This is a genomic window from Streptomyces sp. NBC_01474 (assembly GCF_035918215.1).
Classification (GTDB): Bacteria; Actinomycetota; Actinomycetes; order Streptomycetales; family Streptomycetaceae; genus Streptomyces; species Streptomyces aureus.
Genome location: NZ_CP109449.1, coordinates 4,728,156 through 4,741,500, shown reverse-complemented (window position 1 = coordinate 4,741,500; position 13,345 = coordinate 4,728,156). Strand labels below are relative to the sequence as shown.

Annotated in this window: 16 protein-coding genes; 5 read left to right on the top strand and 11 right to left on the bottom strand. The window is 70.0% G+C overall.

The features are described 5' to 3' along the window. Positions 1–10: 10 nt before the first annotated feature. The 6 genes from OG758_RS21660 to OG758_RS21635 form a co-directional block, all read right to left on the bottom strand. Positions 11–1,204, bottom strand: a complete 1,194-nt coding sequence (locus tag OG758_RS21660; RefSeq protein WP_326711523.1) for a D-alanyl-D-alanine carboxypeptidase family protein — start codon at positions 1,202–1,204, stop codon at positions 11–13. Positions 1,205–1,228: 24 nt separating this feature from the next. Next, positions 1,229–2,011, bottom strand: a complete 783-nt coding sequence (locus OG758_RS21655; RefSeq protein WP_326711522.1) for a TetR/AcrR family transcriptional regulator — start codon at positions 2,009–2,011, stop codon at positions 1,229–1,231. A gap of 9 nt (positions 2,012–2,020) precedes the next feature. After that, on the bottom strand, positions 2,021–2,530 hold the full coding sequence (locus OG758_RS21650; RefSeq protein WP_326715989.1) for a thiol-disulfide oxidoreductase DCC family protein: 510 nt from the start codon (positions 2,528–2,530) through the stop codon (positions 2,021–2,023). A gap of 5 nt (positions 2,531–2,535) precedes the next feature. Continuing rightward, a complete protein-coding gene (locus tag OG758_RS21645) occupies positions 2,536–2,946 on the bottom strand; it encodes a hypothetical protein (RefSeq protein ID WP_326711521.1) in 411 nt (136 codons plus the stop codon). A 111-nt stretch (positions 2,947–3,057) separates the two neighbouring features. After that, positions 3,058–3,459, bottom strand: a complete 402-nt coding sequence (locus OG758_RS21640) for a VOC family protein (RefSeq protein ID WP_326711520.1) — start codon at positions 3,457–3,459, stop codon at positions 3,058–3,060. Between the two features lie 44 nt (positions 3,460–3,503). Next, entirely contained in the window at positions 3,504–4,433 is a 930-nt protein-coding gene (locus OG758_RS21635) for an SMP-30/gluconolactonase/LRE family protein (RefSeq protein WP_326711519.1), read from the bottom strand. Between the two features lie 110 nt (positions 4,434–4,543). On the opposite strand from OG758_RS21635, the gene OG758_RS21630 reads away from it, so the two are divergent. After that, positions 4,544–4,984 carry an Lrp/AsnC family transcriptional regulator gene (locus tag OG758_RS21630; RefSeq protein WP_326715988.1) on the top strand — a complete coding sequence of 147 codons (441 nt, stop codon included), beginning with the start codon at positions 4,544–4,546 and terminating at the stop codon, positions 4,982–4,984. 84 nt (positions 4,985–5,068) lie between these two features. Here OG758_RS21630 and OG758_RS21625 read toward each other — a convergent pair whose 3' ends face one another. The 5 genes from OG758_RS21625 to OG758_RS21605 form a co-directional block, all read right to left on the bottom strand. After that, entirely contained in the window at positions 5,069–5,833 is a 765-nt protein-coding gene (locus OG758_RS21625; RefSeq protein WP_116510811.1) for a succinate dehydrogenase iron-sulfur subunit, read from the bottom strand. Continuing rightward, positions 5,833–7,587: a succinate dehydrogenase flavoprotein subunit gene (gene sdhA / locus OG758_RS21620; RefSeq protein ID WP_326711518.1), complete on the bottom strand. Its 1,755-nt coding sequence runs from the start codon at positions 7,585–7,587 to the stop codon at positions 5,833–5,835. Before sdhA ends, OG758_RS21625 begins: the two co-directional genes overlap by 1 nt. A 23-nt stretch (positions 7,588–7,610) precedes the next feature. Continuing rightward, entirely contained in the window at positions 7,611–8,099 is a 489-nt protein-coding gene (locus OG758_RS21615; protein WP_266560928.1) for a succinate dehydrogenase hydrophobic membrane anchor subunit, read from the bottom strand. An 8-nt stretch (positions 8,100–8,107) separates the two neighbouring features. Continuing rightward, on the bottom strand, positions 8,108–8,488 hold the full coding sequence (sdhC, locus tag OG758_RS21610) for a succinate dehydrogenase, cytochrome b556 subunit (protein WP_100594758.1): 381 nt from the start codon (positions 8,486–8,488) through the stop codon (positions 8,108–8,110). Between the two features lie 149 nt (positions 8,489–8,637). After that, a complete protein-coding gene (locus tag OG758_RS21605) occupies positions 8,638–9,207 on the bottom strand; it encodes a 2-oxo-4-hydroxy-4-carboxy-5-ureidoimidazoline decarboxylase (RefSeq protein WP_326711517.1) in 570 nt (189 codons plus the stop codon). Between the two features lie 357 nt (positions 9,208–9,564). Here OG758_RS21605 and OG758_RS21600 point away from each other — a divergent pair, with 357 nt between their 5' ends. The 4 genes from OG758_RS21600 to OG758_RS21585 all read left to right on the top strand — a co-directional run bounded on the left by OG758_RS21600 (position 9,565) and on the right by OG758_RS21585 (position 13,236). Continuing rightward, positions 9,565–11,172, top strand: a complete 1,608-nt coding sequence (locus OG758_RS21600; RefSeq protein WP_326711516.1) for a beta-N-acetylhexosaminidase — start codon at positions 9,565–9,567, stop codon at positions 11,170–11,172. Positions 11,173–11,329: 157 nt separating this feature from the next. Further along, complete coding sequence (locus tag OG758_RS21595) at positions 11,330–11,839, top strand: hypothetical protein (protein ID WP_266569233.1); 510 nt, start codon at positions 11,330–11,332, stop codon at positions 11,837–11,839. 75 nt (positions 11,840–11,914) lie between these two features. After that, on the top strand, positions 11,915–12,472 hold the full coding sequence (locus OG758_RS21590; RefSeq protein WP_326711515.1) for a hypothetical protein: 558 nt from the start codon (positions 11,915–11,917) through the stop codon (positions 12,470–12,472). Beyond that, a complete protein-coding gene (locus tag OG758_RS21585; protein ID WP_326711514.1) occupies positions 12,472–13,236 on the top strand; it encodes a hypothetical protein in 765 nt (254 codons plus the stop codon). Before OG758_RS21590 ends, OG758_RS21585 begins: the two co-directional genes overlap by 1 nt. The last annotated feature ends 109 nt before the right edge of the window (positions 13,237–13,345 follow it).

Here is a 13,345-nt window from a genome sequence, read left to right as displayed (position 1 = left end):
CGGCCCGGCGTCAGCCCTGACGCCGCCGACGACTGCTCGGCCGCTCCCGCTCTCGCCGCCGCAGCGCCAGCAGCCCACCACCGGCAAGCACCGCGACCGCCGCCGAGCCGCCGAACGCCCAGTCGTCCGTGTGAGACGTGGCCGTCGCCGCGACGGGAGCGCCCGCGGCCCCCGCACGCGGCTTCGCCGCCGCCCCCTTGGGCTGCTCGCTCAGCGGCGTGACCAGCGTGCCCACCGGATCGGCCTTGCCCGCCGCCGCGAACCCCCAGTCGAGCAGTGCCGCCGTCTCCTCGTACACCGCCTCGTACCCGGACTTGGGGTGCATGACGGTGACGAGCAGGGTGCGCCCGCCTCGGGTCGCCGCGCCGGTGAACGTGTTGCCGGCGTGCGAGGTGTAGCCGTTCTTCACACCGATGAGCCCCTGGTACGCGGCCACGCCCTGCCCGGTGAGGAGGCGGTCCGTGTTCTGGATCTGGAACGTCTTCTTGCCCCCGGCGGGGAAGTCGGCCGTCTTCGTGGCGCAGTAGCCACGGAAGTCGTCGTTCTTGAGCCCGGCGCGCGCGAACAGCGTCAGGTCGTACGCCGACGACACCTGCCCCTTGTGGTCGAAGCCGTCAGGGCTGACCACATGCGTGTCGTTCGCCTGGAGGTCCTTCGCGCGGGCCTGCATCTGGCGGACGGTCTCGCCCACCCCGCCGTTCATGCTGGCGAGCACATGCACGGCGTCGTTCCCGGAGCGCAGGAACACGCCCTGCCACAGCTGCTCGACGGTGTACGAGGTCCCCGCCTGGACGCCGACGAGGCTGCTGCCGTACGGGATCCCCGCGAGATCGGCGGCGGTCACCTTGTGGACCGAGGTCCCCCCGAACTTCGGCAGGACCGTGTCCGCGAACAGCATCTTGAGCGTCGACGCCGGAGGCAGCGCGCGGTGTGCCGCGTACGAGGCGAGGACGTCGCCGCTGTCGTGGTCGGCGACGAGCCATGCCTTCGCGGCGAGCTTCGGCAGCCGGGGCGCGCCGGACGCCACCTGGACCCCGGACCTGCCGAGCCGCTCCCCGCCGATGGCGGAGACGGCGGCCGCGGCACGCGGTCCTGGCAGGGTGACGGAGGCCGCGGCGCCGAGACCGAGGGCGAGCGCGGCGCGACGACTGACGTGTTGCGATGAAGAGGAGCCGGGCATCAGACGACCGTACAAGCTGCGCATGAACCAAAGGTAAGAGCCCCCGCCTCAGCCCTTCCCCTGGTCGTTCCCGTGCCCCTTCTCGTTCCCGTCGCCCTTCCCCTTCTCCCGCGCCGCCGTCGACGCCTCCGTCATGCCCGGCAGGAAGTCCGTGAACAACTCGTGCACCTCGAGGACGAGCGGCCGCAGCACCCGGAACCGGGCGAGCGCGACCCCGCGCGTCGTCAGGCGGGCCCCCCGTTCGGCGAGGCGTCGGCTGCGCTCCCGGCCCTCGGAGCTGTCGAACACCCAGTACAGGACGAGTCCCATCTGGGAGAGCCACATCAACTCCGGCAGGATCGCGGCGAGTTCGGCCGGAACCTTCGTCCTGGACCCGGCCAGCACCTCGCGGTGCACGTCGATGGCCGTCTCGCGGGCGTGCTCCGACTCGGGCGAGAAGGGGCTGAGCGGGCTGGTCGGGTCCGCGGCGGTCTTGAAGAACTGGGCCGCGAACTCGTGGTACGGCTCCGCGATCTCCAGCCAGGCGCGCAGCACCCCGGCGAGCCGCTTCTCCAGGTCGGTCTCCCGGTCGAGCACGGACCGCACGGCCGCCCGGTGCTCCGCGGAGATCTGGTCGTAGAACCCCTGGATGAGGTGTTCCTTGCCCGCGAAGTAGTAGTACGCGTTGCCGACGGAGACCCCGGCCTCCTTGGCGATGGCCCGCATCGTCGTCTTGTCGTAGCCCCGCTCCCGGAACATCCGCATCGCGGTTTCCAGGATCAGCGCCCGCGTCTGCTCACTCTTCGCGGGGCTCTTCGCAGGGCTCTCGGGGGTCTCTTTCTCTGCTGGCACGCTCAGAGCCTAATCGGGCACGTGACAGCCGCTGTCGCAGGCCGCGGGGCCGTAGTACGTCCAGCCGTCGACGCGGTCGTACACCCAGCCGTCCGCCCTGCGGTAGGCGCGGCCCCCGGCCTTCCTGACCTGCTGGTCCCGGTGGGTCTGGCGGTACTTGGCGGCGGCGAGGACCGCGGCGCGCGCGAGGCGGGCGCCCGCGGGGGTGCTGAACTTGTGGGACAGGGGACGGTACTCGGACAGTGCCCACAGGGTGACGACCCAGGCGGCGGGTCCGCGGTAGATCTGGCCGCTGTCGCCGACGAGCGTGATCTCCGAGAGCGTGGAGATGTGGTCGATCCCGGGGCAGCGGCGCCGGGCCTCTTCGGACCCGGCCGGCACCAGGTCGAGCGGGACGAGCTGGCGCTGGCGGGCGAGCCAGTTCCGCAGGAACGTGCAGAGCGGGCACTGGGCGTCGTAGAGGAGGATGAGCCGGCGGACCGGGGCCCCCGTGGTGCCCCGGTCCGCGACCTCGCTCATCGCCGTCACGCCCCGGCCACCGGCGGCGCGGCCCAGCCCTGCGGGGGAACGGGCGGCAGCTGCTCCCGCTCCATCACGCCCCGCCGCCGGATCCTGTTGAGCACCCACACGTTCCCCAGGTGCATGACCCCCAGCACCAGGAGCACCACGCCGAGCTTCGTCGACAGGGCCTCGAAGATGCCCCGGGTGTCGGCGATGTCGTCGTCCCCGCTCAGGTAGAGCGCCACGAAGCCGAGGTTGACGAGATAGAAGCCGACCACCAGCAGATGGTTGACGGCATCCGCGAGCTTCTCGTTCCCGTGCAGCACGTCGGCGAGGAAGACCCTTCCGTTATGGCTCAGGGTGCGCGCCACCCAGACGGTCAGGCTGATGCTGACGACGAGGTAGACGACGTATGCGACGACTGTGAGGTCCATTTCCCCACCCCTCCTTGAACGCGTTCAAAAACGCTGTCGAGAAGGACTGTAGACCTGTTTTTGAACATGTTCAAGCGAGGGTCGGCCGACGGGGATCGGTGAGCCCGGGCATCAACTCCGGGCCAACTCGGGCCGCTTGAGATAGTCCGTGAGGCCGATGACGTTGCCCCACGGGTCCGCGATCTCCACGACGTAGCCGGTGGAGGTGGAGAACGGCGGATCGATGGGCGGGATCCCGACCTCCGCCAGCGCGCGGGCCGCCGCCTTGGCGTCGCGCACCTCGAGCCATACGCGCGGGCCCGGCCACGGAGGAGGCCGGCGACCGAAGTCCTCCTCCGCGCGCAGCAGTACGCCGGGTGTCTCCTTGCCGGCTTCGAGGAGGGCGATCCCGGCCTCGTCGAGGCGGAACTTCACGCGGAAACCGGCCCGCTCGTAGAAGGAGACCGCCTCGCCGAGATCGCCGACGGGGAACAGCACGTTGTCGAAGCCGAGCAGCTCAAGCTCAAGTGACATACCGTCAGATTAGCCGTGCTCAGGGTGAATCGGACAGTACATCGTCAGCGGCGGATACGTGGCGCGCCGGTCACGGACGTCATCAGGCAGTACAGGGACGTCGTCGCGGTGATGAAGAGGATGTTGTTCTTGGGGCCGCCGAACGCGACGTTGGAGACCGGCTCCGGGACGTTGATGCGGCCGATCCGCGTGCCGTCGGGGTCGTAGCAGTGCACACCGCCGTGCATGGCGGCGGCCCACAGCCGCCCGCCGTCGTCGAAGCGGATGTTGTCGAAGCGGCCGTCGTCGCCGCCGGTCTCGGCGAAGACCTTGCCGTCGCTCAGGCTCTCGCCGCCGTCGAGCACGTCGAAGACGCGGATGTGTCCGGCCCGGGTGTCGGAGACGTACAACTGGCGCTCGTCGGGTGAGAAGACGAGCCCGTTCGGCGCCCCGAAGCCGTCGGCGACCTGGCGCACCTCGCCGGTGGCGGGGTCGATCCGGTAGACGTTGTTGGCGCCGATCTCGGACTCGGCGCGGAAGCCCTCGTAGTCGCTGGTGATCCCGAAGTCCGGGTCGGAGAACCAGATCGAGCCGTCCGAGCGCACCACCGCGTCGTTCGGGCTGTTGAGCCGCTTGCCCTCGAAGCGGTCGGCGAGGACGGTGATCCGCCCGTCGGCCTCGGTGCGGGTGACGCGGCGGCCGCCCTGTTCGGCGCTGATGAGGCGCCCCTCGCGGTCGAGGGTGTTGCCGTTGGTGTGTCCGGCGGGGGCGCGGAAGAGGCTGACCGTGCCGGTCGCCTCGTCCCAGCGCAGCAGGCGGTCGTTGGGGATGTCGCTCCAGATGAGCTGGCGCCAGGCGGGCAGATAGACGGGGCCTTCGGTCCAACGGCTGCCGGTGTGCAGGGTGGTGAGGCTGTCGTCCCCGAAGGCGCACCGTCCGGTGCGGAAGCGCTCGTCCAGAATCTCGTACACGCTGGGCTGGTTCTGGCCAGACATGGTTATCCCCCAAGAACGTTGGACCGAATGACATTCTGTCGTATGGGACTATGACAGAACGAGATACGGTTACGCCATGGTCGGCGGAGCGGGAGTGGATCGCAGTGACAGTGGATGACATCGACCGGAAGTTGGTCGCGCTGCTCCAGCACGACGCGACGACGGCGTACGCGGCGCTCGGCAAGGAGGTCGGCCTCTCGGCGGGCGCGGCCCACGAGCGGGTGCGCAAGCTGCGCGAGCGGGGCGTGATCCGGCGGACGACCGTCGACGTGGACCCGGCCGCGCTGGGGCAGGCGGTGCTCGCGTTCGTGATGGTCGAGTCGTCGTCGTGGATGGGCGGGTCGGCCGGGAAGTTCGCCGCGATCCCCGAGATCCAGGAGGCGCACATCATCGCCGGCAGCGCGTCGGTCCTGGTGAAGGTGCGCACGGAGACGACGCAGCAACTCCAGGACGTGCTGCGGCGGTTGTACGCGATCGAGGGCGTCAGCGGCACGCAGGCGACGGTGGCCCTGGAGACGTTCTTCGAGCGCCCCGTGACGTCAGGCCCGTAACAGCAGGCCCGTGTGACGCGCCGAGGGCCCCGCCCCCGGTGCGAAACCGGGAGCGGGGCCCTCAGGGACGTGACGCCGGGAAGGTCAGTAGCGGCGCGTGATCAGCGCGCGCTTGACTTCCTGGATCGCCTTGGTGACCTCGATACCGCGCGGGCAGGCGTCCGTGCAGTTGAACGTCGTGCGGCAACGCCACACGCCGTCCTTGTCGTTGAGGATCTCCAGGCGCTGCTCGCCCGCCTCGTCACGCGAGTCGAAGATGAAGCGGTGCGCGTTGACGATCGCGGCCGGGCCGAAGTACTGGCCGTCGTTCCAGAACACCGGGCACGAGGACGTGCACGCGGCGCACAGGATGCACTTGGTCGTGTCGTCGAAGCGCTCGCGGTCCTCGGCGGACTGCAGACGCTCGCGCGTCGGCTCGTTGCCCGTCGTGACCAGGAACGGCATGACGTCCCGGTACGCCTGGAAGAACGGGTCCATGTCGACCACGAGGTCCTTGAGGACCGTGAGGCCCTTGATGGCCTCGACCGTGATCGGCTTCTCCGGGCTGATGTCCTTGATCAGCGTCTTGCAGGCCAGGCGGTTGCGGCCGTTGATGCGCATGGCATCCGAGCCGCAGATGCCGTGCGCGCAGGAGCGCCGGAAGGTCAGCGAGCCGTCGAGCTCCCACTTGATCTTGTGGAGGGCGTCGAGGACGCGCTCCTTCGGATCGATGTCGAGCTGGAAGTCCTCCCAGACCGCGTCCGCGGACACCTCCGGGTTGAACCGGCGGATGCGGAAGGTGACCGTGATGAGGTGCGAGCCGTTGTCCGCCTCGAGAGCCTCGAGCTTGTCCATGGTCGGGGTAGCCATCAGTACTTACGCTCCATCGGCTGGTAGCGGGTCTGGACGACCGGCTTGTAGTCCAGACGGATGGACTCGGAGCCGTCGTCGCCGACCTCGCGGTACGCCATGGTGTGGCGCATGAAGTTGACGTCGTCGCGGTTCGGGAAGTCCTCGCGGTAGTGGCCGCCGCGGGACTCCTTGCGCGCCAGGGCGGAGGTCGCCATGACCTCGGCCAGGTCGAGCAGGTTGCCCAGCTCGATGGCCTCCAGGAGGTCGGTGTTGAACCGCTTGCCCTTGTCCTGGATCGAGACGTTTTGGTACCGCTCGCGCAGCTCGGCGATCTTCTCGACGGCCGTCTTGATCGTCTGCTCGGTGCGGAACACCATCACGTTGGCGTCCATGCACTCCTGGAGCTCGTTGCGGATGACCGCGACGCGCTCCGTGCCCGTGGAGTTGCGCAGACGCTCGACCTGCTCGACGACCATCGAAGCCGGGTCCTCGGGCAGCTCGACGTAGTCGGCCTTCTCGGAGTACTCGGCGGCCGCGATGCCCGCACGACGCCCGAAGACGTTGATGTCGAGCAGCGAGTTGGTGCCGAGGCGGTTGGCGCCGTGCACGGACACGCAGGCGACCTCGCCGGCGGCGTACAGACCGGGGACGACGGTGGTGTTGTCCGACAGGACCTCACCCTCGACGTTCGTCGGGATGCCGCCCATGGCGTAGTGCGCGGTGGGCTGGATCGGGATCGGGTCCGTGTAGGGCTCGATGCCGAGGTAGGTGCGCGCGAACTCCGTGATGTCCGGGAGCTTGGCGTCGAGCTGCTCCGGCGGGAGGTGCGTGAGGTCGAGGTAGACGTGGTCGCCCTCGGGACCGCAGCCGCGACCCTCACGGATCTCCGTGTAGATGGAGCGGGACACGACGTCACGGGACGCGAGGTCCTTCATGACGGGCGCGTACTTCTCCATGAAGCGCTCGCCGTCCTTGTTACGGAGGATGCCGCCCTCACCGCGGGCGCCCTCCGTGAGAAGGATGCCCATGCGCCAGATGCCGGTCGGGTGGAACTGGAAGAACTCCATGTCCTCCAGCGGCAGACCGCGCCGGTAGCAGGCCGCCTGGCCGTCACCGGTCAGGGTGTGCGCGTTCGACGTCACCTTGAAGAACTTGCCGGTGCCGCCCGAGGCGTAGATGACCGACTTGGCCTGGAAGACGTGGATCTCGCCGGTCGCCAGTTCGTACGCGACGACACCGGCCGAGCGCTTGACGCCGTCGACCTCGACGAGGAGCTGGTCCAGGACGTAGAACTCGTTGAAGAACTCCACGCCCTCCTTCACGCAGTTCTGGTACAGCGTCTGGAGGATCATGTGGCCGGTGCGGTCCGCGGCGTAGCAGGACCGGCGGACCGGGGCCTCGCCGTGGTTGCGCGAGTGGCCGCCGAAGCGGCGCTGGTCGATGGTGCCGTCCGGGGTGCGGTTGAACGGCAGGCCCATCTTCTCCAGGTCGAGGACGGAGTCGATGGCCTCCTTCGCGAGGATCTCGGCGGCGTCCTGGTCGACCAGGTAGTCACCGCCCTTGATCGTGTCGAAGGTGTGCCACTCCCAGTTGTCCTCTTCCACGTTGGCGAGCGCGGCGGCCATGCCGCCCTGCGCCGCGCCGGTGTGGGAGCGGGTGGGGTAGAGCTTCGTCAGGACGGCGGTGCGGCTGCGCTTCGTCGACTCGATGGCCGCGCGCATGCCCGCGCCACCGGCGCCGACGATGACGGTGTCGTACTTGTGGATCTTCATGAGTGGTTACCTCAGCCCCGTGCCTATCGGATGTTCGGGTCGAAGGTGAAGATCACCAGCGTGCCCAGCAGGATCGTGAACACCGTGGCGGTGTACAGGAGGCCCTTCAGCCACAGGCGCGTGTTCGGGCGTTCGGCGTAGTCGTTGATGACCGTACGCAGGCCGTTCGCGCCGTGCAGCATCGCGAGCCACAGCATCAGGAGGTCCCAGCCCTGCCAGAACGGCGAGGCCCAGCGGCCCGCGACGAACGCGAAGCCGATCTTGCTCACGCCGCCGTCGAGGACGAGCTGGATGAGCAGGTGGCCGAGGACCAGGACGACGAGGACGACGCCGGACAGGCGCATGAAGAGCCATGCGGCCATCTCGAAGTTGCCGCGCGTCGAGCGCGGGGTCTTCGAGGTGCGCTTGCGGGGGGCCTCGATGAAGGGCGCCGGGTGGTCGACGTCGTAGACGGCGACGCCCTCGACGGGGCCGACGCCGGGCGTCTTCGCAGGGGTGGTGTCAGCAGACATGTCTGGCGTCAGCTCCCGAAGAGTTCACGGACGGCGTGGCCGAGGACCGGGTACAGCGCGCCCACCATCAGCACGACCCAGATGCCGACGACGGTCCAGAGCATCTGCTTCTGGTAGCGGGGACCCTTCGACCAGAAGTCGACGGCGATGACACGCAGGCCGTTGAGCGCGTGGAAGAGGATGGCGGCGACGAGGCCGTACTCGAGGAGCGCGACGATCGGCGTCTTGTAGGTGGAAACGACGTCGTCGTACGACTCGGGGGAGACGCGGACGAGAGCGGTGTCCAGGACGTGTACGAACAGGAAGAAGAAAATGAGGACACCGGTGACTCGATGAGCCACCCACGACCACATGCCTTCCCGGCCGCGGTACAGCGTTCCAGCCGGCACGGAAGAACCCTCCGGGAGCGGGGATTGGGGCCGCGCCGGCTTCAGTGTCGGTCGGGCCCGGCCGGGTACGGTCCACCGGCCGCTCGTCATCGTATCGACGAGTTGTCGGCTCGCTCGCCCGGGGGCCGCCGGTGTGATCAAACAGGCAATCAAACAGCCACGTACGGGCTATCGGACGAGCTGTCGGGGCGCCCGGAATCCGCTGGTTCCTGCGGGTCTATCGCTTCCTGGGGCTCTGTCCGGGCTTCCAGCGACCGTACGAACCGGGCGAGTCGCCCCCGGGCGAGTCGGCGCAGCTCGTCCCAGGACAGGACGCGCTCCTCCTCGGGATCGTTGCCAAGGCGTGACCGGATTCCGGCCAGGAGCTGGTCGAGGGCCTCGTCGGGCCCGTAGCCGTCGAGGCAGATCACGAACGCGTGGCCGAAGCGGCTCTCGTACGCGCTGTGCGCGGCGCCGAGCGCGGTGTGGGCGACGGAGTACGAGCCGTGCGGCGGCAGGGGGAGCGTCTCGCGGGACAGGGCCTCGTCGAGGTCGGCCGGCGCGAAGTCATAGACAGCCTCGTCGGCGGCGGCGAGCAGCGCGCCGAGGTCCGGGTAGGGCCGGTGTGCCACGAGGCGGCGGGCCCAGTGGAGTGAACCGCAGCAGCTCAGGAGCGCGCGCTCGGCCTCGACCGCGGGCAGCGTGTTGAACCGCGTGAGGCCGTGCGGGGACGACTGCACGGGTGACGAAGGCCCTGGTGGGGACTGCACCGGTATGGGGGCATGCCCGGGGAGGCGGGAGAAACGGTGCGAAGGCAGCGTGCGCTCCTCGGCGAGACGTGGGACGTGACTGGGCTGACACTGGGACGAGACGTGAGTCAGGAGTGTCACGGGACATGTGATGAGGGTGTGGCGGATGTGCGTACACGCTAGCGATCCGGGTCAGGAGCTGTCTGGTGGATGCACCGATTTCACCCGGACGGGAGAGTTCCGGGGCGTGTGGTGGACGGGAGATCGGGGGAGCCGGGCCATACGGTCGCCTCTTAGGACGCGGAATTCGATGTCGGGGTTGCTGTCGAAACCGGAGGACGGTCACTGATGGGTACGCGGAGTCGATCGAGGGTCGGCGCGGGAGTCGTCACGGCGGGGACGGTCGCGCTGACCATGCTCCTCGTCGGCTGCGCCGGTGACGGGGCCGGCGCCGGCGCCACCCGTGCCGAGCGCCCCTCCGACGGAAAGTCCGCCTCCTCCACCCCGGCCTCGGCGGAGCCCTCGCCCTCGAAGTCGTACCCCCTGTCGACGACCCCGCAGACCATCCCCTCCGTGCGCGAGCACACTCCGGCGCGCGGCCCCGGGTGGCGCCCCACCAGCGGCCGGGTCGTCATCGGGGACGCGAGGCTCTCCGACGAGGGCAAGCTCATCGCCGACGAGCTGAGGCTGAAGTACGCGGGCGAGGTCAAGGCAGGCGCCGGTGACGTGGAGCTGGCGCTCGGCGGGAGCGGGAACCCGGAGTCGTACACGATGACCGTGAAGAGCGGCCGGGTGCGGATCGTGGGGCCGGGGGACGCGGGTGTCTTCTACGGCACGCGCACGCTCAAGCAGGAGGTGCACGGCGGGGGGACCGCGCCGGAGGGCGTGGTGAAGGACGCGCCGGCGAAGCCGCAGCGCGGGTTCATGCTGGACATCGCGCGCAAGCCCTTCACCGTCGGCTGGATCAAGGACCGGATCCGGGAGATCGGCGACCTGAAGTACAACCAGTTCGGTCTGCACTTCTCCGACGACCAGGCCTTCCGTATCCAGTCGGACTCGCACCCCGAGATCGTCTCGCCCGACCACCTGACCAAGGCGCAGGTCCGCGAGATCGTCTCGCTCGCCGCCGAGCGGCACATCACCGTGATCCCCGAGATCGACTCGCCGGGACACCTCGGCGCGGTGATCCGGGCGCACCCCGACCTCCAGCTGCGGAACACCGCCGGGGTCGCGACGCGCGGCGCCGTCGACATCTCGAACCCCGGGTCGGCGAAGATCGTCGACGATCTGCTGCGTGAGTACGCCCCCCTCTTCCCCGGCGCCTTCTGGCACCTGGGCGGCGACGAGTACCAGGCCCTGACGGTGAAGAACCCCGAGGCGTCCTTCCCGCAGCTCGCGGCCGCCGCCAAGAAGAAGTACGGGCCGAACGCGACGGTCGAGGACCTCACGACGGGCTGGCTGAACGACCGGGTCGCCACGATGAAGCCGTTCAACCGCTCCCTCAAGGCGTGGAACGACGGGTTCTTCCGGGGCGGTGTCGTCAAGGCCGACAAGAGCCTGGAGGTCGCCTACTGGACGGGCAGGGAGATCGGGGCGCGCCCGCCGGAGGAGTACCTGGCCGAGGGCCGCAAGATGACCAACTACAACGACGAGTACCTCTACTACGTCCTCGGTCAGCCCAACAACTTCCTGTACCCGACCGGGCAGCGGATCTACGAGAGCTGGACCCCGCTCGTCGTGCGCGGCACGACGCCGGTGCCCGCGAAGTACGACAGCCAGATCCTGGGCGGCACGTTCGCCGTGTGGAGCGACCTGGCGAACTCGCAGACGCAGGCAGAGGTCGCGCAGGGGATCCGCATGCCGCTGCGGGCCACGATCCAGAAGCTCTGGTACCCGGGCAAGCCCCCGCTCACGTGGCCCCAGTTCGTGGCGCTCGCGAACCGGCTGGGGTCCTGAGCGGCTGAGCAGTCGGTTTCCGCGGCTGAGCAGTGGACAGTGCGGTGGCGGCGTAATCGCCGGATCTGCGTTTTCGGTGGCGGAGCCACGTATGGCTGTGGTGTATTCGGCCCGAGCCGAGATCAGCCGCTTTCGAAGGCACCGGGGGGACACCGGCATGGGTTACTGGGGCTATTACGTCGTGGCCAAGAGCGAGCGGCCGCTCGTCGAGCTCGACGCGCTGGGCGGGGCGCGCGACGCGCTCACGCTTCTGGAACGGCGGGCCGACGGCTGGCAGGTCTGGGAGTGCCCGGACGGCGGGGAGCGGCGCCACGACGTCGGCAGCATGAACGCGCTGGCCGCCGAGACCGGCGCGCCCGCCCTGTTCGGCTACGTCATGGACAGCGATTGCGTCGTCATCGAGGCGGCCGCGCCGGAGAGCGGCGCGTGGACCACCTGTCTGGCGCGCGACGCCATGGCCGGATACCTCTCCGCGGACGAACTGACCCTGGAGGACTACTTCCTGGAGCCCGCGGACGCCGCGCGGCGCGCGGTCGCGTGGGCGCAGGAGTGCGGCCGCACCGTCGCGCAGGGTCCGCTCGCCGACGTCCTGGGCCAGGATCCCGACCCGTTCGCCGAGCCGCTCTTCTTCCGCTTCCTGGACCGGCTCGGCGTCGCGCCGCTGTGACGTTCCTGCGCCCCGGCACGCAGTAGAGCCCAGTAGGGACGAAATGCCGTGTCGGCAGGGGAAAGGGCGTACGTCATGAGCCTGGTGGAGCTGATCGCGCAGGCCGACGAGCGGGGTCTCGCGGCCAGCGGTCTCGCCTGCCTCGACCGCTGCGTGCCGCTGCTGGGCGCCGAGGACGACGAGGCGCTGCGCCCGCTGTGGGGAAGCCTCGCCGAGGGCGGTCCGGAGTGGGGCGAATGCCTGGCGCAGGCGCGGGCCGCGTTCCAGGCCGGGCCGGACGACGACGTGGACGAGGCGTCGGTGCTCGCCCGGCGCATGCTGGCCGCCGTGCCGGGCACCCCGTCTGCGCCCGCCCTGCGCGAGTGGGCCGACGCCTGTTCGGTCGGCGCGCTCCAGATCCACCGCATGCTGGACACGATGGAGGACGGCGCGGGCTCGGTACGGTCCCGGCGCGAGGGCCGCACGGACGGCATGTCCCCGCTGGTGGCGGCCGAACTGCGGCGTCAGGTCAGGATCCTTGAGCTGCTCGCGGGCCGGGGCGCGGGCGGCCTGCGCCAGGCGCTCGACGTGTCGACGGAGGGCCGGCGCATCCTGCGGGCCGTCGTGTCGCGGCGGGCGCGGGGCCGCGTCTGATGCACGGAATCTCCGGGCCCTCCCCGCGGGCGTGGGCGGCGATCGCGCTGCCGGTGGCGGCGGCACTCGTCGCGCTGGCCGCGCACCGGGGCATACCGGACGATCCGACGGGCCGGCTCCGCGTCGTACCAGGGGTGTTGGAGGATATCGCGCTGCCCTATGGCGGCACGGCGGCGCTGTCCGGGTGCGGTGCGCCGGGTCCTGTGAGGCCCGCGCCGCGTGGAGAGGGTGAGCAGGCGCCCGCGCCCGCGCTCGTGCTCACCTCTTACGGGTACTCGAGTTCGGGGCCGCGCTTCGACGGTCCGCCCGCCTTCACGGTCAGCGCGGTCATCGACCCGGGACCGCGGCCGCTGACGCTGACCGCGCCGGTGGGCGAGCGGCGGATCACGGTCGACGTGTACGGGCCGCACGGCGAGGGCCGCATCGCGTCGGCGCGGGGGCTGACGGCGAAGGTGACGAAGGGGGTGAAGCAGCGGCCTGTCCCGCCGGCTTCGGGCGTCTACCGCTTCACGGACGTCGGGAACCTGGATCTGGAGGTCGAGCTGCCCGGACGGGCGGTCTGCCCGGGCCACACGCGGGCGGACATCGGCCAGTGCGTGCCCGATCACACCAACCAGATCGAGGACTGTCCCGTGGTCACGGTCACCCTCACCGACAAGGCGGTCTCCGCGCAGCGCGCCCTGGTCGCGGGGATCAAGAACTCCGAGCGGTTCAGCGACCGGCTCGTGGCGGTGTCGTTCGAGGAGAACGCCGCCGGAGTCTGAGCGCACGGATCCGACGCACGGACCTGAACGGACCCGAACGGAACCGGGCCCGGCCGCCCCCTCCTGCGGTCGGGTCCGCTTCCGTGGAAGGTAGTGAGTAACCCATCCG